17 protein-coding genes are annotated in these 19,253 nt (G+C 52.2%); 2 read left to right on the plus strand and 15 right to left on the minus strand.

Annotation, left to right across the window (positions count from 1 at the left end; genetic code table 11):
- Positions 1–171 precede the first annotated feature (171 nt).
- Both C5S61_RS19015 and C5S61_RS19020 read right to left on the minus strand, forming a co-directional pair.
- Entirely contained in the window at positions 172–855 is a 684-nt protein-coding gene (locus C5S61_RS19015) for a pentapeptide repeat-containing protein (RefSeq protein ID WP_110517532.1), read from the minus strand.
- A gap of 111 nt (positions 856–966) precedes the next feature.
- Positions 967–1,920 carry a ring-cleaving dioxygenase gene (locus C5S61_RS19020; protein ID WP_110517534.1) on the minus strand — a complete coding sequence of 318 codons (954 nt, stop codon included), beginning with the start codon at positions 1,918–1,920 and terminating at the stop codon, positions 967–969.
- A 160-nt stretch (positions 1,921–2,080) separates the two neighbouring features.
- On the opposite strand from C5S61_RS19020, the gene C5S61_RS19025 reads away from it, so the two are divergent.
- Positions 2,081–3,247, plus strand: coding sequence for an FAD-dependent monooxygenase (locus tag C5S61_RS19025; RefSeq protein WP_110517536.1), 1,167 nt, complete (start codon positions 2,081–2,083; stop codon positions 3,245–3,247).
- On the opposite strand, the gene C5S61_RS19030 is transcribed toward C5S61_RS19025, so the two are convergent.
- The 13 genes from C5S61_RS19030 to C5S61_RS19090 form a co-directional block, all read right to left on the minus strand.
- Complete coding sequence (locus C5S61_RS19030) at positions 3,244–3,831, minus strand: hypothetical protein (protein WP_110517538.1); 588 nt, start codon at positions 3,829–3,831, stop codon at positions 3,244–3,246. The two genes, C5S61_RS19025 and C5S61_RS19030, sit on opposite strands and share 4 nt — an antisense overlap.
- Before the next feature lie 2 nt (positions 3,832–3,833).
- Positions 3,834–5,060 (minus strand): DUF7224 domain-containing protein, encoded by a 1,227-nt coding sequence (locus tag C5S61_RS19035; RefSeq protein WP_110517540.1) that lies wholly within the window; start codon positions 5,058–5,060, stop codon positions 3,834–3,836.
- The gene (locus C5S61_RS19040) at positions 5,060–5,755 is read right to left on the minus strand and encodes an ABC transporter ATP-binding protein (RefSeq protein WP_110517542.1); all 696 of its coding nucleotides are present in this window, start codon (positions 5,753–5,755) and stop codon (positions 5,060–5,062) included. The genes C5S61_RS19035 and C5S61_RS19040 overlap by 1 nt, the downstream gene beginning before the upstream one ends.
- Positions 5,756–5,811: 56 nt before the next feature.
- On the minus strand, positions 5,812–6,258 hold the full coding sequence (locus C5S61_RS19045) for a hypothetical protein (protein ID WP_110517544.1): 447 nt from the start codon (positions 6,256–6,258) through the stop codon (positions 5,812–5,814).
- Positions 6,259–6,424: 166 nt separating this feature from the next.
- Positions 6,425–6,634 carry a response regulator transcription factor gene (locus C5S61_RS19050; RefSeq protein ID WP_110517546.1) on the minus strand — a complete coding sequence of 70 codons (210 nt, stop codon included), beginning with the start codon at positions 6,632–6,634 and terminating at the stop codon, positions 6,425–6,427.
- 123 nt (positions 6,635–6,757) lie between these two features.
- Positions 6,758–7,588 (minus strand): ABC transporter ATP-binding protein, encoded by an 831-nt coding sequence (locus C5S61_RS19055; protein WP_110517548.1) that lies wholly within the window; start codon positions 7,586–7,588, stop codon positions 6,758–6,760.
- Entirely contained in the window at positions 7,588–8,436 is an 849-nt protein-coding gene (gene ntrB / locus C5S61_RS19060; protein WP_110517550.1) for a nitrate ABC transporter permease, read from the minus strand. Before ntrB ends, C5S61_RS19055 begins: the two co-directional genes overlap by 1 nt.
- 99 nt (positions 8,437–8,535) lie before the next feature.
- Positions 8,536–9,756, minus strand: a complete 1,221-nt coding sequence (locus C5S61_RS19065) for a CmpA/NrtA family ABC transporter substrate-binding protein (protein ID WP_110517552.1) — start codon at positions 9,754–9,756, stop codon at positions 8,536–8,538.
- 222 nt (positions 9,757–9,978) lie between these two features.
- Positions 9,979–10,803, minus strand: coding sequence for a uroporphyrinogen-III synthase (locus tag C5S61_RS19070; protein ID WP_164689638.1), 825 nt, complete (start codon positions 10,801–10,803; stop codon positions 9,979–9,981).
- Positions 10,800–12,950 carry a molybdopterin oxidoreductase family protein gene (locus C5S61_RS19075; protein ID WP_164689639.1) on the minus strand — a complete coding sequence of 717 codons (2,151 nt, stop codon included), beginning with the start codon at positions 12,948–12,950 and terminating at the stop codon, positions 10,800–10,802. The genes C5S61_RS19070 and C5S61_RS19075 overlap by 4 nt, the downstream gene beginning before the upstream one ends.
- Positions 12,951–12,954: 4 nt before the next feature.
- A complete protein-coding gene (locus C5S61_RS19080; RefSeq protein WP_164689640.1) occupies positions 12,955–14,433 on the minus strand; it encodes a ferredoxin-like domain-containing protein in 1,479 nt (492 codons plus the stop codon).
- Positions 14,417–15,340: an AraC family transcriptional regulator gene (locus C5S61_RS19085; RefSeq protein ID WP_164689641.1), complete on the minus strand. Its 924-nt coding sequence runs from the start codon at positions 15,338–15,340 to the stop codon at positions 14,417–14,419. The genes C5S61_RS19080 and C5S61_RS19085 overlap by 17 nt, the downstream gene beginning before the upstream one ends.
- A 19-nt stretch (positions 15,341–15,359) precedes the next feature.
- Positions 15,360–15,710 (minus strand): molybdopterin oxidoreductase, encoded by a 351-nt coding sequence (locus C5S61_RS19090; protein WP_110517562.1) that lies wholly within the window; start codon positions 15,708–15,710, stop codon positions 15,360–15,362.
- An 866-nt stretch (positions 15,711–16,576) separates the two neighbouring features.
- On the opposite strand from C5S61_RS19090, the gene C5S61_RS27470 reads away from it, so the two are divergent.
- Entirely contained in the window at positions 16,577–19,174 is a 2,598-nt protein-coding gene (locus tag C5S61_RS27470) for a right-handed parallel beta-helix repeat-containing protein (RefSeq protein WP_164689642.1), read from the plus strand.
- Positions 19,175–19,253: the final 79 nt, after the last annotated feature.

The following is a 19,253-nucleotide window of genomic DNA, read 5'->3' on the forward strand; positions in this document are numbered from 1 at the left end:
CAATTTGGTACGTGTCGAGGTGGTTGTGCCCCACGCTGCTCCATCCCGAACCAGGCCGTGAACGCGACACACACCGAGGCTACTGCAGCACCCGCTGTGGGAACGTAGGGGGATGCGTACCATTCCATAAGAACGCTCGCTGGAGAAAATCCAGCGAGCGTTTTTTATTGTTTAAGCTAATTCCTCGGCTTCTAATTCGCGGATGGTGAGGCCCAGCGATTGGGCAATTTCTAGCGCTTGGCGCGGCTCGATAATCAAGCCTTGTAGTTGCTTGGACTCGATCTGCATGCCAGCAATCTGCGAGCCGCGAATATCAACGTTGCTCAGGGTGGCATTGCGAAAATTGGTTCGACTCAGATCGCAATTGCGAAAGCAAACATCACTCAGTTTCGCCGCTTCAAAGCTGCTTTCGAGCATGCGACAATCGACGAAATGGATATGCTCAAGCCGCGCCGACCACCAGACACTATAATCAAGTTGGCAAATATTGAAAACAATATGCTCAGCTTGGGCTTCGACGAATTTCATGCCACCTAATCGACTATTATGCCATTCCAAGCGCTCAAGATGGCTTTTCTCCCAATTGGCATGGCTCAAGTCGCATTGCTCAAAACTACTATCAACAAGCTGTGATTGCTGCAATACCACTTGATCAAATTGGCATTGGCGCACAATCGATTGTTCCATGAAAATATCTTTGGCTCGTTGTTGACTGAAATTAAGCTGCTGTATGCTCAATCGAGCATAGTTGCCGTTATCGCTCAATCTCAATTCAGCGACGGTTTTTAGCTCAGATGGTGGGCAATGTTGCGGTGGGGTAATGCCTTGGTAGCGTTTGCGGCGTGGACGTGCCATGAATTTGCACCTCACAGAATTAAACGAACAGGTGTGTTATTTTAATCTGTTTGGCGAATTTGGCAACTTAATCGAGCGCGCTTACCATCGCAGTAAGCGCGCTCGGCTTGTTTAGGTTAGGGGCTTGAGGTTGGCAACAATGGCTTCGCGCCGTGGCTCAAGGAATGGTGGCAATACAACCGATTCGCCCAACGTGGCTGGATCTTCATCAACCGCAAAGCCCGGCCCATCGGTGGCAATTTCAAACAAAATGCCATTTGGCTCGCGAAAATAAAGGCTGCGGAAGTAGTAGCGATCAATTTCGCCGCTGGTGCGAATGCTCAATTCGCGCAAACGCCGCGTCCAGCCATGATATTCTTCTTCGTTGGGGGTGCGAAACGCCACGTGATGCACGCCACCAGCGCCTGGTTGGGCGGGCGCTAAATCTGGCTGCACCAAAACATGCAATTCTGCATCTGCGCCGCCATTGCCCATTTCATAGACATAAACTGGATATTCCTTGCCTTCGTTAAGGCTATATTGGCGCACTTGGCGCATATTCAGCGCTTTGGTTAGCACATTATCGGTAGCTTCAAGCTTTGGCACGCTCATGCGAATTGGCCCAAGCCCACGGATTTGGTGCTCTGCTGGTACTGGGCTAGAATCCCATGGCGTATTTGGATCGCCAGCGCCTGCATCATCAATCAGGCTTAGGCGTTGGCCTTCGTTATCAGCAAAATCAATGGTCAAGCGACCATCGCGCTCAAGCACGCCGCTATGCTGAACGCCTTGTTGGCTCAAACGTTCAGCCCACCACTCAAGGCTGGCTTTGCCCGTGACCCGCAAGGCAGTATTGCAAACGCTATGCGTCCCACGTTGCTCTGGCCCAACTGGCCAATCAAAAAAGGTAATGTCGCTGCCAGGTGTGCCTGCGCCATCAGCATAAAAAAGGTGATATGCACTCACATCATCTTGATTAACGGTACGCTTGACAAGGCGCATGCCTAAAACTTGGGTATAAAAACGATAATTTTCACGCACATTGGCGCTGACTGCCGTAAGATGGTGGATTCCGGTTAATTGCATAAGTCGCAGGCCTCATAAACTCTGGCTAGCCCATTGCAGCTAGCGCTTGTATTGTACAACGATTTTCAAGTTGACATAAATTATTGAATAATTAACCCTTGACTTAGAACATACTATAAGGTGTGTTTTGCTTAGATTAATTAAATTCAACGAGGATGCAATGCAACCGATAACGATCATTGGCGGGGGAATTGGCGGTTTATGTTTGGCGATTGGCCTGCATCAACGCCATATTCCAGTGCAAATCTATGAGGCTGCGCCAGCGCTACGGCCTGTTGGCGCGGGCATTTTATTGGCTCCCAATGCCATGAATTTGCTCGAACGCTGGGGCTTGACCGAAGCTGTACGCCAGCGTGGGCTGTGTCTTAGTGCGTTGGGTGGCAGCGAATTTGGCATTGTGGATGCGCAAGGACGCAGTTTATTGCCTGGTTTTGATTTGAAATTAATGCGCGAGCGCTTTGGCCAAGAGTTGGTGACGATTAGCCGCGCTGCGTTGCAACAAACCTTGCTCGATGCCTTGCCAGCAAATTGTGTTCAGCTTGGCAAGCGCTTGGTGGGCTTGCACCAAACAGCCGAGGCAGTCCAGGCCGCATTTGCCGATGGCTCAACGATTCAGACTGCTTGTTTGATTGGAGCAGATGGCTTGCGTTCTGCGGTGCGCGAGCAGATTTTTCCTCAGCATCCGCTGCGCTATTCGGGCCAAACCTCGCATCGTGCCTTGGTGCAGCTCGATTATCGCGAATTGGGCCAGCCAATTGCCGCCGAAATTTGGGGCCAGCAGCTGCGTTTTGGCTACACGCCAGTTGGCCAGGATTTGGTTTATTGGTATGCGACCAGCCTTGCAGCCCAAGGCCAGCGTGATGATTCACCAGCTGCTGCCCGCGAAACCTTGCTTGCCCAAGGCCATGATTTGCCAGCAATCGCCAAAACGCTGATTGCGCAAACCCGTGATGAGGCGTTGTTGCGCACCGATATTAGCGATTTAGCCCATCTGAAAACGTGGTATCAAGGGCGAATTGGCTTGCTTGGCGATGCAGCGCATGCGACAACGCCCAATCTTGGTCAAGGCGGTTGCCAAGCAATTGAAGATGCCTGGGTGCTGGCCGAGATGCTTGCGCGCTATGATCAACCACAATTAGCCTTTTTGCATTATCAAAAACGCCGTATGCCCAAAGCCCAAGCAATTGTTGATACATCGTGGCGGGTTGGCTCACTGGTGCATTTGCCGCATGCATGGCAACAACAGCTGCGCAATCGCGTTTTGCGGCTGGTGCCACGCAGTTTAGGTCAGCGCCAAACCAATGTTATCTATGCTTTAAACGATTAACCAGGGTTGCGAGCTGGTTGGACTATGCTCCAGCCTATGCCAACCAGCCACAAGATTGCTGCTTGCAGCCAGCTCGCTAGATTGGGGTTTGGCTGCAATGACCAAGCCCAAACCAGAATTTGGCCAGCGCGTTGGCCAAAAAAGCCACTTAGCAGATGCAATGCGATTGGCATAAGTGCGGCTGTTTGCCAGCCAAAGAGCCGCGCTGCAAGCAACCCCAAGCCCATAAAACCAAGGCAATTGCGCGCTATCGCGAGCAACAATGGTTGATTGAGTACGCTCGCCAAAAGCCAACTCAGCCCCATAATCAGGCCGCTCAGCATGCTCAGCAAGCCTGCATCAAAAGCACGAATTGGTCGTAGCGCCGTTTGTTCAAGCCATGGATCACCTTGGCTCAACACTTGGGCAAGCAGGAGCCACCACGCCGCAGGCAGGATTAATCCCAACGGGCTAGCAATTAAATCGCCGCCTAAAAAACTTGGTAATGGTAATTGGAAGCCACGCCCAATGCTTGCAAGCAGCAATAAACCAAGGCTCGCGCCAATACACAATTGCCAGCGCCGGAGTTTAAGCCAAATGTGCATGCTTAGGCCTCAAAACGGGGAGCTAAATCGCAGCCAGCTAAGGCTTGGCGATTGTATTCAAACCATGCCAATTGTTGCTCACGTGGCTGCTGCTCAAGCTGTTGGAGCAGTTGAAAATCGCTGGCACTTAATTGGCTTTGGGCCACTGCTTGCGGTACTCCAGCTTGTCGTAATAACCACCAGAGGCTGAGCGCCTGAACTGCATAGGCGGGATAAGGCTGTTGTTGGCTACAGGTTGGGGTTGCAGGCAGCATGGCATAGGCAAAATTGCGCACAATATCCAAATCGCTCGATTGCTTGCGAACGACAAAATAGCTGCTTTCTGGTTGCAATGGCGATTCGCTCCAAACAGTGGGAAACCCTATATTTACTTGCTGCCAGCCTTGTTTGGTTTCGTTCGCCAGCTCTTGCAGCGCGGGCAAGCGTTGGGCATGCTCAGGCCACACACACAGTTGAATTGCTGCATTGCTACAGATCAAGGCGCTTGGATTGCGCTCGGCAATCGGATCATAATCCAAGCTTTGCACTCGTTGCGCTGCTAGCCCAATCCCACTTAGCCCAATCAGCAACGCTAAGCCAACGCGCCAAACTGCATCAAACCCTTGCCAAACGAGCCAACATGCAAGCAACCCACTGACAACGAGCAGCCATTGCGCCTGCAAAAATGCTGGCGCAAGCGTATATTCGGTTGCACAGCAGCCAATGCTATAGCCAGTTAAATGGCGAATCCACGGCGTACTCAGACTATTGGGAAACACCATCCACAGATAATCAAGCAGCAAAACGCCAGCCACAGCACTGATTGCTGGCAGCCATAAACCGAAACTAAAGCCAATCCCAATGTGCATTGCTAAAGTTGCAAGGCCAGTGAGCAGCACCAACGGCGTTGGAATCGGCGCTAAATCAACGAGTACCAACTGAACGATGGCATTGATTACGAGGCAGCTGGCCCCAAACCACCAAATTGGCCCAGTCGCATTGAGCACAATTGCCCATGGCGGACGGGCATGCGCGCTGTGCCACCATTTTGCTTTGCGCAACCGTGCTGCTTCCCATGCCGCCCAGGCAGCACAAATTGGGGCGATGATCATCAGCATGCGCATGCCACGCACCGTTGCTTCAAGCCGATAGGCATCATTGACCGCTTGCCAATTGATCGGATGCAGCAAACTAAGACAAAGCATAAGCGGCCAAAGCCAAAAGCTGGGCCAGCGAAACCAACGCAGCATTAGTGATCGCCTCCAATAAAATAGGCATAGGCTGCTTCTGCTGGGCGGGGGCTTGCGTTTGGCGCATGGGCCAAAAATTCTTCGATGCTGCCTTGGAAGCGAATTTGGCCTTGATAAAGCACAACAACCGTATCGAATAGCTCGGCTAAATCATCGACTTGATGGGTTGAAACCAGCATGGTGTGATTATTTGGCAGGCTGGCTAAAATTGTGCGAAAGCGTTGGCGTTGGGTCGGGTCTAGGCCAACGGTTGGCTCATCGAGCAAAATAATGCTTGGCTGGTGAATAATTGTTTGGGCTAAACCGACCCGCCGTAGTTGGCCACCAGACAGATTTTTGCTCAGATCATCAGCGCGTTCTGTCAGATCGACTGCTGCTAAAGCTACTTGGGCTTGTTCCCATGCGGCTGCTTGGCTCAGCCCTTTCAGCCAACCAGCATAGGCTACTTGCTCGTGAACGGTTAGGCGATTGATTGCTAACACGTTTTGCGGCATCCAGCCAACATCACGTTTGGCATTGGCTTGAATTGTGCCTGCCTTGGGCTTGAGTACTCCTGCCGCCAAATTGAGCAAAGTCGATTTGCCAGTGCCATTTGGCCCGAGCAATACCGTCCGCCCAGCTGGCACAGCCCATGAAAATTGCTTGAAAATTGCTGGCTTGCCGCGATAGCCAAAACTCAAATTCTCAAATTGCATTGGTTATCATCGATCGAGCGCTGTTGCTGCGATACCAACAGCGCTCCCAAAAAAGATTAGTAACTCACATTGACTGGATTGGTATTGACCGAAACTGCATTATTCGTAATGCCAGTAATCGCCCGAATCGTCCAGTAGTAATTGCCTGCGGTGGCCATACGCCCAAAGTTCGCCGAGCCTGCATTCCAGCAGCCTACGACATGTTGGCCATAACTTGCATCGGGCGAGAATGAAATATCACGTTTTAATTCAACCGTAATTGAATCGTTCGGGTCATTACCATTATTGCTATCGCGACATTGGCTAAATCCAATAATGGTGTCGCTTGCATCATTATTGTTATCAGTCCAGCGGCGTGATTCAAAGCCAACCCGACACCCAGTACAGCTTGAACTCCAACTACCTTCGGCCAAGGCAAAACTGATGCTGCCCAAGCTCAGCCCTAACGCCAAGGCACATGCTGCCAGCGTTTTATGCCACGCAAATCGGCGCTGCTGTCGCATAATCGATCCTTCCTCATAGAAATATCTATGCTTGTGGATGCAGATTAAAATCGATTAATTGGGAGTGATGAAGCAACGATGAGGATGAAGAGCGCTCTTCTAGTAATAGAGTAGCATGCTTGAGGATGCACGACAATGCTGGGAAACCCTACTCTTTTTTAAGCACTTACCTAGGTTCGTGTGGTACAAGTTGTTGCTGGCCCCAATACCATTGCGCCAAGCTGGTACGATTGTTGATGGCTAAGCGTTTAAAAATTATTGTGAGGTGTTTTTCAACCGTGGCGACGCTGATACAGAGGCTTACGGCAATTTGGCTATTGGTTTGGCCTTGGGCAACACAGTCAATTACCTGCCATTGGCGTTGACTTAATCGCATCTCACTACTCCTTATTTCCTAACAATTGTCTGTATTTATACCATAATTTACTGGTTAAATACAAAAGGCTGTCGCAACATCGAGACAGCCCACGAGACACAACTCTGTGTACTGATTGTTGGTTTAGCAGTGCAATGAGAGCAGCAGGTGGGTGCGTAGGTTATTCCAGGTTTGACTTGTCATAAGGCTTTGTTTATCACGTGGGCGTGGTAAATCCACGGTAATCACTTCTTTGATTGTTGCACTTGGCCCATCGCTGAAAACCACAATCCGATCGCTGAGGTAAATCGCTTCATCAATATCGTGGGTCACCATCACTACGGTTTCGGTGCGGGCATCGCCGCTCCAGAGGTCTAATAATTCTTCTTGCAAGCTGCCCCGTGTGAGGGCATCGAGCGCACCAAATGGCTCATCGAGCAAGAGCATCCGTGGATGCACCGCAAAAGCGCGGGCAATCGCCACCCGTTGGCGCATGCCGCCGGAAAGTTGCATTGGCTTTTTGTGGACATGGTTGCTCAGGCCAACCCGCTCCAGCACTGCATCGGTCAAGGCTTTACGCTCGGCTTTGCTCAGGTCAGTTTGCACCGAATCGACAGCTTCATAGACATTTTGATAGACCGAGAGCCATGGCAACAGCGAATAATGCTGAAAGACCATTGCGCGTTCAGGGCTTGGTGCTTCAATTGGCTTGCCATCGAAAACCATCGTGCCTGTGCTAATGCTGGTCAGGCCTGCAATCATATTCAGCAAGCTGCTTTTGCCACAGCCAGAATGACCAATAAAGCTAATAAACTCGCCCGAGTGAATGGTTAGCTCAATATCGCGCAAGATGTTGATCTGGCTTTGGCCGCTGGGATAATTCTTGCCCACGCCGCTGATTTCGAGCAATGGAGCGGCCTCCATTGGCAAGATTGCACTATTGACCGTCGTACGCGCTAACAACCGTGGAGCCATTAGTGACCTCCTTCTTGCCATGCAGCCATGCGTTGGCCAAGCAAACTAAATAAGCGATCGAGGCACAAACCTGTGATGCCAATGATCAAAATTGCACTCATTACCCGTTCCAACGAGAGCGCATTCCACGAATCCCACACAAAGAAGCCTAAGCCCGTGCCGCCAGCCAACATTTCACCTGCAACAATCACCATCCAAGCAATGCCCATCGAAAGCCGCATGCCCGTCAAGATTGCTGGAAACGCTGCGGGTAATAGCACTTTGCTGACATAGCGCCAGCGGCTAAATCGAAACACTTTGGAAACAGCTTTGAGATCGGCGGGAATGTTTTGCACGCCCATGGTGGTATTGACCAAGGTTGGCCAGAGCGAGGTAATGACAATTGCAAAAACCACTGCTTTGGGTGCATTGTGAAGCACCGCTAAACCTAATGGATACCAGGCCAGCGGCGAGACAGGCCGCAAAATTTCAATCACTGGGGCGAGCATTTTCCGCAGCGGAGCACTACTACCAAGAAGCATGCCAAGCGGAATCGCAATCGCGATGCCAATTCCCCAGCCAGTAAACACCCGTCCCAACGAAGCCAAGAGCTGAATGCCAATGCCTTTGTCGTTCGGGCCGTTATCATAGAACGGGTCGCTCAATAGCTCGCCCAAGGTGCTGGCAGTAGCGAACGGTGTTGGCAACGCGCCAGCAGAAATCCATGCTGCAACTTGCCATAAGCCTATCAAAATGAGCATGCCGATAACGATTGGGCTAAGCGTTTGCCAGATTATTTTGAGCCAATAGCGCATGCTGGTCAGAGCTGAATGCTCACGTCGTGGAATAACGTCGATCATCTGGGCCATAAAGATGCTCCTTGTGTGGTTGGCAAGCAAGTGGCAGGTGTGTTGGCGACTGAAGCCGTGATTCTTCAGTCGCGCAGGTGTGTCGTGATGGCCTGCGGGCTAGGATGGGCTTTTGGGGTCGAAGCTGCGTTGATCAAGCGTGACGGTGAATGGCTGTAAATCGTCGCTCGCCACAGTTAAGCTCATTTCTTTGGCGACTTCAGCGTAGAGATCGCGCAAAATGAGCTTGTCGGCAATGGTGTTGTAGTCGGGGGCACTTGGCACAAGCCCAAAGCGCACGTATTGCGCCATAAACCAAATCGCATGGCTGCGTTGTGGCTCGTTGACCGCGCCAGCTTGGTGAAAAACCATGCTTTTGCTTGGCTCGAATGTGCGTTCGCCGAGGGTTGCACCCAAGTTGTATTGGCCCTTCAAACGGGCTTCGATCACATCTGCTGGAGCATTGACATAGGCTTGGCCGCCGATGACCTTGGCTGCTTCAGCACGGTTGTTGAAATCGTCGAGCCATTGCGAAGCCTCAAGAATCGCCTTCATAACGTTTTTCAGCTCAGCGCGGCGTTTTTCGGCAAAGGCTGGGTTGACGACCAAGGCTTTTTCTGGGTGTCCCGCCCACAAATCTTGGGTTGCCAACACCGTTTCGCCAATGCCTTCTTTGACCGCCACGCCGTTCCATGGCTCGCCAACGCAGAAGCCATCCATCTCGCCGATGCGCATATTGGCGACCATTTGCGGGGGTGGAATGGTGATGATTTTGACATTATTTTGATCAACATCAGCAGCGGCGAGCCAGTAGCGCAGCCAAAGATCGTGGGTTCCGCCGGGGAAAGTTGCGGCAAACGTGGCGGGCTTATCAGCGGGGCGTTGGCTAATGAGCGCTTTAAGTTTGCTCGGGTCGCCATAGCCAACATCTTTGGCCAATGCGCTGCTGAGGGTAATCCCTTGGCCATTTTGGTTCAGCACCATGGCTATTTTGAGTTCGCTTTCGGCCTTGCCGCCCACGCCCGTGTAGACCGAGAAGGGCATGCCAAACAAACAATGAGCTGCATCAAGGTCGCCAGTCAACAGCTTATCGCGTACATTGGCCCACGAAGCTTCTTTGACGACCTCAACATTCACGCCATATTTTTTGTAATAGCCCAAGGTGTGGGCCATTACGACTGAAGCGCAATCGGTCAGCGGAATAAAGCCAATTTTGATTGGGCGCTCGCCTGTTTCGCTGGCTGTTTCGCCACCGCAGGCGGTCAAGAGGCTGGGCGTGGCGATGGCTGCGCCAAAGGTTGCGGCAGTTTTGAGAAAATCGCGACGGCTGATTTTGGACATTGGAAGCTCCTCCGTGAAACCTGTGGCACACACATCGAACGCTTGGGAGATCGCGATGATTAATGTGACATAATCAATCATCGGTAGCACGATTCACCAACATTGGTGCGACTGCGTGGCGTTGCAGGAGCTATCGCGAAGCGAACAGGTTCGGTATCACACCATCAGTGGTGGAAACTGCATTCGTTGCAGGGAGTTGAGCTGCGTTGTTGGCAAGAATACTTAGAGGGTTGGGCGCTTGCTGGTTATGTGATTGAGAATGCGTTGCACCATCTGACCCATAAACGGTTGCTCAGGCATAATCACAGCGTGAATGCCAACGTTGATGAGGGCTTGGGCGCACGATGGGCCAACGGCGGCGACGATTGCTTGTTGCAGTGCGGCAATTAATGCTTGGGCTTGGCCTTGTTGCTCGGCAACCAGCAACAAATGGCGCACCTGAATTTGGCTGGTAAAGGTAAAAATATCGATCTGGCCAGCAATCGCTTGCTCGATCAGCGCATACAGTGGGCTGAGGTCTGCTGGCAATTGCCATTCGTAGACGCTATGTTCGTGGAGCACGGCCCCTCGTTCCATGCAATAATCGGCTAATTTGCGATCGCGCTCGCCGTAGTGCAACAAACCAACGCCACGTTCAGCCAAATCAACCTGATCAAGGCTGCTGATCAAATCGTTGATTGTATAGGGCGATGCGGCGCTGATGCTGGGGCGCAATTCATAGCGGCGTAAGACGGCGGTTGGTTTGGGACCACGGCAAACGAGCGTTGTTTTGGCCAATGCAGCCAGCATGGCTTGCTCAAGCCCCAAATTAGCAGCGCCATCAATTAATTGCTGCGTGCCAACCCCAGTCAACAAAATCAACAGCTCGATTTGGCCTGCTTCAAGCTGCTGCAAGACTGCTTGAGCAACTGGAGCTGCATCGACGCTGACCTCGCGCAAGGCTGGGGCATGAATGGGTGTCGCACCATGGCGACTGAGCAAATTGGCTAATTCTGAGGCGCGGCGCGCTTCGAGAATTGCAACTCGTTGACCGTTTAGGCTACTCATTGGCTGCTCCGTTTGCCAGCGGCCATTGCTGGAACTGTGGCGGCTTCGCCAAATTTGATGTTGATACCTTCGACAATTGGCCGTAATTGAACCGCACATGCCTTGAGTTCTGGTTGCTTGCTGATTGGGTCGGCGGCATTGATGCTCAGCACGTTGGGGTTGCCATCGTCCCAGTGAATTGGCATAAACAAGCAGCCTGGCATGATTGCTGGATTAATTTGCACCACCGATGTACAACTACCACGCCGCCCAATGACCGCGATTTTCTCGCCGGCACTTACGCCGAGCGTGTTGGCATCGTCTGGGTGAATTTCGATAAAGCTGCCATTATGGCGCTGATTGAGTTTGGCCACGTTGGCGGTGCGAGTGCGGGTATGCCATTGCTCCAACACCCTGCCAGTCGTGAGCCAAAATGGAAATTCGTAGCTTGGCACTTCTGCTGGCTCGACCGGTACCGTTACATGGAAATTGGCGCGACCATTGGCGGTTGCAAAGCGACCATCGCTATACAAACGCACCGTGCCAGCATGATCTTCGGCGGGGCATGGCCATTGAATTGGGCCGTTGCGCAGCCGTTCGTAGCTCACGCCGCTCACATCAAGCGGATAGCGGCCAGCGGTCAAATTGCGATATTCATCCCAAATCGCTTCTGCATTGGCAAAATTAAGCGCAAAGCCCATGCGTTGGGCCACTGCCTGCACCAGCCACCAATCGGGCATGGCCTCGCCAGGTGCTGGATAGGCTGGATTCAACAAGGTAATATGGCGATCTGAGGCGGTGAATGTGCCAAGGCTTTCGGCCCATTGGGCAGCAGGCAAGGCAATATCAGCGTAGGCCAAACATGAGCTTGTATTATACACGTCCTGCACAATCACCAATTCAGCTTTTTCAAGTGCAGCGCGAATTGTGCTGTTGTTGGGCATCGAGTGCAACGGATTCGTGCCAATAATCCAAATTGCTTTGAGCTTGCCTTCGGCCAATTGGCTGAACATGGTTTGGGCATCGGGGCCGGGCGTGGCGCTGATGCTGCCAAGTGGAATGCCCCATGCTTGCTCGATTGCCGTGCGATGCTCAGCCACATCAACGCGGCGATAACCAGGCAATTGATGCGCCAAATAGCCAACTTCGCGGCCACCCATGGCATTTGGCTGACCAGTCAACGAGAACGGGCCACAGCCTGGCTTGCCAATCCGGCCTGTTGCTAAGTGCATGTTGATGATCGCGGTGGCTTTGGCAACCCCATTGCGGCTTTGATTGACACCCATGCTCCACATGCTCAAGGTGCGTTGGCTCGCAACCAAGATTGCGCCAGCAGCTTCAATTTCATCAACGGTTAATCCAGTTGCCAATGCGGTTTGGGCTGGAGTCCACGCGGCGACGGCGGCAGCAATTTCGCTCCAACCAGTGGTATGTTGGGCAATAAATGCATAATCAACTGCGCCATCGCGAATCAAAATATGTAATAAACCATTGAGTAAGGCGGTGTCGCTGCCGGGCGCTGCGGCCAAGTGTAAGCTGGCATAACGCGAGGTTTGAGTGCGGCGGGGATCAACCACAATCAATTTTGCGCCATGTTTGCGCACTTGCTGCTCGATGCGGCGATAGACAATCGGATGGCATTCGGCGGTGTTCGAGCCAACAATCAAGAAGCAATCTGCTTGTTCGATGTCGCTATAGCTACAGGGCGGGCCATCGGTGCCTAAGGTGCGGGTGTAGGCAGCCACGGCGCTGGCCATACACAGTCGCGAGTTTGCATCCATGGTGTTGGTTCCCAGCAAGCCTTTGCACAGCTTGGTCACCAAATAGCTGGTTTCGTTGGTGAGTTGGCCCGAAAGATAAAAGCCAATTGCCTCGTTGCCATGCTCTGCGCGAATTGCATTCAGCCGCTGGGCAGCGTGATCGAGAGCTTGCTCCAGCCCAACCGATTGCAACGCTGCATGGCGATCGCTGCGCAGTTGGGCATGGGTAAGGCGTGATTCAGGCGTGAGCATTTGCTCAATTGTTGCCCCTTTGATGCAGAGCTTGCCTTGATTGGCGGGGTGGGCGCTATCGCCAGTGACGCGCACAACCTTGCCAGCGTTGACGGTTAATTCGATGCCACAGCCAACGCCGCAATAGGGGCATTGTGAACGCACAACGTTCGTCATGATCTTATTCCCCATCCAAAATGGCGAGTTCAGCGGCAATCCGCTCAGCCAATTGATCAACCGGAATTTTGCGTGCTTTCAGCGTTGCCAGTTGCTGATGATTGCCGCCAACAAAGAGATCAAAGGCATCGACAATGCTGCCATCTTCGAGTCGCAAACGCTGCGCTTGCAAGCCAATTTCGCCGACGTGGTGCTGGCCGCAGGCGTGCACACAGCCCGATACTTTCAAATCGACCCGTCGTTCGGCGGGAATCAGCGTGCTCAATTCTTCGGCAACCTGGAGCGATAATTCTTTGGTGTCGCTCAAGGCAAAGTGGCAATAATCGCGGCCAGTGCAGCTGACCAAGCCGCGCAATGCTCCAGGTGCATGTGGTTGCAGCACTTGCAACAGTGGTTCAGCCAATAAACGTTCGAGACAGGTTTCATGCACATTGGGAATCAAAATGTTTTGGTCGGGGGTTAAGCGCAACTCGCCAGTGCCATAGGCATCAGCCAAATCGGCAATTTCGGCCATTTGCTGGGCGTTGGTGCGGCCAACTGGCACCAACAAACCAACCGTCACAAAGCCTTCGTCTTGTTGTTGATGAATGCCCAAGTGGTCGCCGTTGTGGGCTGCTAGCAACGATTCGCCAGCGCTGAAAAACGGCTGGCCAAAGCTTTTTTCGACTTCGGCCATAAAGCGCGGCATGCCCCACTCGCGAATCAGCCATTTCAAACGGGCTTCGGTGCGTTTTTCTCGCGAGCCATTATCGCGAAACACGCTCAACACAGCGCGACAGAAAGGCAAGGCTTGTTCGGTAGTTAAGAAGATACCTGCATCTTGACCGAGCTGCGGCGTTGTGCCACCCAAGGCTCCGCCGAGCGCCACATGAAAGCCAAGCACGCGATAGCCATTAATTTCTTTGGCGGCAGGAGTCATGCCAATATCGTTGGCCCGACTATGCGCACAATCGTGCGAGCAACCGCTAATCGTAATATTGAATTTGCGTGGCAAATCGCTAAATTCACGGCCAAGCAAGGCCAACGAAACGCTTTGGGTAATCGGCGCAGCGTTGAAGATTTCGGCGTGGTGCAGGCCAGCCAAGGGGCAGCCCATCACATTGCGATAATTATCAAGCCCGGTTTGTTGCGAGGTTAGGCCAACATTTTGCAAACGCTGAAAGACTGCGGGCACATCTTCGATCTGCAACCAGCGCAATTGAATATTCTCGCGGGTCGTCAGATCCATGGTGTTGCGGCCAAAATCGCGTGAGACGCTGACAATTGCGCGCATTTGGCGCGTGCTCAGGATGCCGTTGGGAATCCGCAGCCGTTGCATAAAAAAGCCTGGCGTTTGTTTGCGATGCAGCAAGCCATACCATTTCAAGCGTTCGATCTCATCTTCGGGAATCGCGTCGAAGCCCAAGCTAGCATAGCGATACAGATCGGGCAGGACATCGAGGCCATTTTTGAGCTTTTTGATCGTTTCAATTTGAACAGCCATGAGCATCCTCCATAACAGTATCAAGCATCAAGTCATCGTCGTATTCACGAATTTGGCGCGGCGTGCAGGCGTATAAACGGCGGAAGGCGGCGCTGAAATGGGCGGCGCTGGCATAACCAAGTTGGCTGGCAATTGTGCCAATTGGCAAATTGGTGCTAGCGAGCAGCATATTGGCCTCGCTGAGCCGCAGCATTTGTAAATAGCTGAGTGGGCTAAGCCCGGTACAGGCCAGAAAATCTCGTTGCAGTTGGCGTGGGCTGATGTGCAAACTTGAAGCCAATTGACTAATGCTTGGTGGCCGTTCGAGATTTTTCATCATCAAGGCTTGGGCTTTTTCGACCGATTGGGCTTGAGTTGGTGCATAGCCGTGCAGGGTTGTTTGAAAATCGAGCGCACTGAGCAGGGCCAAAAGCGTGGTAGCCGCGTTTTCCAAGGTCGCTGGTGGCGCTTCGCGCAAACCTGCGATGGTGATTAACTGCCGTGCAGCGTGTAGCGCTGGTGGCGGCACGTAACGCACTGCCAACATGGGCGAACGAGCTGCATCTTTAATCAAATAGCCATGACGTTGATTGAACTGAGCATGCTGATTGAGAAAATGCTGCCAACCCTCGCTTGTCCAGGTCACGTTGAGCCAATCGGTGGTTGCGCCAGGCAAATAGCGAATCCGCAAGGGATCTGCTTGTGGGCTGGTGAGCACCAACGAGGTTGGCGCTTGGCAAAAGCTACGCTCGCCATAGCTCACATAGCGCGTGCCACTGAGCGTCAATTGCATCGACCAGTTGCGCCAGCGTTCGAGTTGCGGCATGAGTGGCCGTTGGTCGGTAAAGCGCCGATGTTCAATGCTCATGCCGTGGCGGCGAACGAGCGGCAGCGTTGTCGCCCATTGCAGGTTGTTTCGAAAACGCACCAATCCATTCATGCGCGGCCTACACTTCTAAGTAGCCAAGATCAAGGATCAACAGGCCACTGCCTTCACCGGCGACACATACGTCAAGCACGGTTCCGGCTGGGTGTTCCTCGACGATGGCGAGCGAGACGTGGATGGCTGAATCAGCGGCGACGGGAAAATAGCGTAAAACCTGGCCATTGCGCAAAATTGAAACATTGACGAGGCTGCTAATGGTGCTGCCCGCTCGAAAGTAGAGCATGCCAGTGGTGCGATCGCTTGGCACGACATAGCGTAAATCAAGCATTTGCGGGTTGAAAAAACCCTTGCCTTCAAATTCGACGATAGTTTGCAGGAGCACTGGAGTGCCCTCACCCATAAACATGCCCATGACCCCGTCCTTTCGTTGATGTAGAGGATCGACGTTTGGGGGCAGTCATTGCCGAGAACGAGCATCGCTGCTGCCTACGCTCGCATCATCGAGAGCATGGGCAGGCGAGGTGAGGTATTGGTACAAGGAGTGTAGCAGAGGCTTCGCATATACAATACCACGCTGGGCTATTGGGGCTATCGGGCAATTCTACCAGTGCTTAACCGCAGCTTTTTGTGCAGGTTGTACAATCCGCTTAGCTAGGTACTAGGGGGTACTATACAAAAAACGACATTGGTCTGAGTATCGCATAATGCCAATTTAGGGCTTAACAAAGCCATAATAATGCACGTAGAGCCACGGTTAAATGGTCAATATTCTTAACCAGCGCACTCGACAATAGGGCGAATTGCCCTATACTACTGCTCAAGCAGGCGACCAGTGATGAGCGTAAGCGAGGCTTCAAGCGCACACATTCACCAACGGTAGACTGAACAAACCCAGATTTGGCAACTGATGGCTTACCCCAAGGCTGGTACGTAGGCAAGTTGCCCAATCTGAACTGTGAACCCAAAACACCTATGGCACTGCTGCTATGGGTGTTTATGCTGTTTACCCACTGCTAATAGCCCGATTGGGCTAAGGCTGCTCACTCTGAAGGGGTAGCCTTGGTAGCGATAAAGGTGGGATTTCGCGTCAAGTAGGCCTAAAGTCCTGTAGGAAAAAAGGCCACTATGCGCTATGGTATGCCATAGTACAATAAGAGTCAGTAATCAAACTCGTTTTGAATAATTCCACGTTTGATTAAAGGCTCACAGAAGATGATGCATGGGGCTGTTGTGGCTCCTTTTTTATTGTTCAGCATCATGTTCAGGCGCGGAGGAACTATGCAGCCAAGCTTTGTGCAACAACGATTCAGGTCAGGAGTTAGTGCTCTTATCATTTTAGCGTTCAGTCTTGGTTCATTTAGTTGGCTGTTACAATCGGCGTTTGCCAATACGATTGATGCAACCCCCTATCTTAATCCATTAGCCCCCGATTTTGGCATTCAAGCGGCGATTGATACTGCGGCGGCCCAAGGTGGCGGTACGGTACGCTTGCCAGCTGGCACTTTTACCTTGGAAACCTACCTCGATTTGAAAACCGGGGTTACCTTGCAAGGGGTCGGCGCTGAGACGATTTTAAAGGCTGGCCGCAACGAGCAACGGGTGTTTGTGACCCAAGGTGGCAGCAATCTCTCAACAATTAAGGTCGCCAATATTGGAGCCTTTCGGGTTGGGATGATTGTATATATTTGGCGCTCAACGGATCTGCGCTTTTTGCCTGGCTCGTATGAAATTATGAGCCTCGACACCACCAACCAAACAATTACGCTTGATCGAGCAGTCAATTACCCGCTGACCGCGAATGTTTCACAAGTGTCGTATGGCTTGTATACCAAGTTGACCGCTACTGCGACTCAAGGCAGCAATGTGATTAGCGTGGCCGATACCTCGGTGTTCAAACCAGGCGAAGGCATTATAATTAAAGGTACGGAAGGCACAGGCATTGGCAATTGGGGCGTTGAGCAAAATATGGTCGATTCGATCAATACCAGCAACAACACAATTACCCTCAAAAAGCCGCTCACACTTTCAGTACCGACTAACTCAGTTGTATCACACGCCTATTCAGCGATTTTTGCGCTTGGAACCAATTTTAACAATCGCTTGCAAAATATGGGCGTGCGCGATTTGACGATTGAAGGCTGGAATACCAACCAAAAGCCTGCCTTCTACGAGTTTTATATTGGGGCGATTAACTTTGTCTATTGCCGCTTTGTCACCATCGATAATATTACGGTGCGCTATTGGCATAGCGATGGCGTAAGCTTGCAATCGTGCGATCAAAGCACGGTCAGCAATAGCTTGGCAACCGCAAATCGCGGCCATGGCTTTCACCCGGGCACAACCTCGCGCGATATTGAATTTGTCAAAATTCAAGGTATTAGTAACCTTGGCTATGCTGCGCGCGGCACTGCTGGCGATGGTTTGTACTATTGCTGGGGCAATCAACGAGTCAATATTCGCCAAAGCGTCTTTCGCAATAACGCTGGCTCTGGGGTTGGCGATTTAGGCGGTGGCGATACCGATAATTCCGCCCGCGATACCGATAACATCATCGAAGATAGCATTATGGAAGGCAATGTGCGTGCTGGCGTTGAAGTGAATGGCGGTGGTAACGCTGCCAATAACATCATTCGCCGTAACATCATTCGCGATAATAACACTGGCAATCAGGATTACGCTGGGATCAACTTGCTCTCCAAGCGTGGCCCTGCCCAACGCTATACCGTGCAAGATAATATTATTGAAAATACGACTGGCACGCAGAAATTTGGTGTGCGCGAAGCCAATTTGGCCGTGCCACCAACCACACCAGTTAATTATTTGACCGATTTCAACACGATTACCAACAACACGATTTACAATCATCCAAGCGCTAACTTGGTGGTGATTGGCCAAAACACCGTGGCAACGGGTAATGTTTTCACACAGCCAGGCGCGGTGATTACACCAACCCCAACCAATATTCAGCCAACCGCCAGCGAAACCAGCGTGCCAACCAATACGCCAACACCAACTGGCTCGTATGTGCCACGCTTGATCATGTACAACGCTGATACCGACCAAGTGCTGTACGATCCAATTCCCAACGGCGTGACAATTAATTATGCAACGCTTGGCACGCGCAATATCAGCATTGTTGCGCCAACCACCCCAGCCACGGGTATCGGCAGTGTGCGTTTTTGGGTCGATAGCGCTATCTATCGCACCGAAAGCGGTCGGCCCTATTCAATCGCTGGCGATCAAAGTAATGGTCTCGATTTCTTGCCTATGAACCCAGCATTAAGCCATGGCACGCACGTGATCAAAGCTGCAACCTTTACTGGTTCGGGCGGCACTGGCACCCAAGGCACGGCATATCAAGTTGTGATTAATATTGTGGATAGCAACGCAACTGCAACCCCAATGCCAACGAGCACCAATACCGCTGTACCAACGAACACGCCAACCAATACCCCAACCAACACGCCAACCAATACGTCGACGAATACACCAACCAACACGCCAACCAACACGGCGACGGCAATCGTGACCGACATGCCAACCAATACGCCAACCAACACGGCGACGGCAATCGTGACCGACGTGCCAACCAATACGCCAACCAACACGCCAACCGAGATTGCAACCATTACCGCGACGGCGACCGAAACTGCCACCGCTACCGCGACAATAACGGCAACGGCGACCGAAACCGCGACAATAACTGCGACGGCGACCGAAACCGCGACCGCTACTGTGATTGTGACTGTTACCCAAACAACCACGGTTACGGTTGAGCCGATTGTTACGCCAAACACCACGCCAACCGCGACCGCAACCAACACCACGCCAACTCCTACAATCCATCGGGTGTTTGCACCGTGGGTCACGAACTAGACCGTTTAGTGTTCCCTCACCCCCCAACCCCGCTCCCGTGGCGCGGGCGAGGGGCGTTAATTGCGTGGTTCGTCCGCAC

The organism is Herpetosiphon llansteffanensis (assembly GCF_003205875.1).
In the GTDB taxonomy this organism is placed as follows: domain Bacteria; phylum Chloroflexota; class Chloroflexia; order Chloroflexales; family Herpetosiphonaceae; genus Herpetosiphon; species Herpetosiphon llansteffanensis.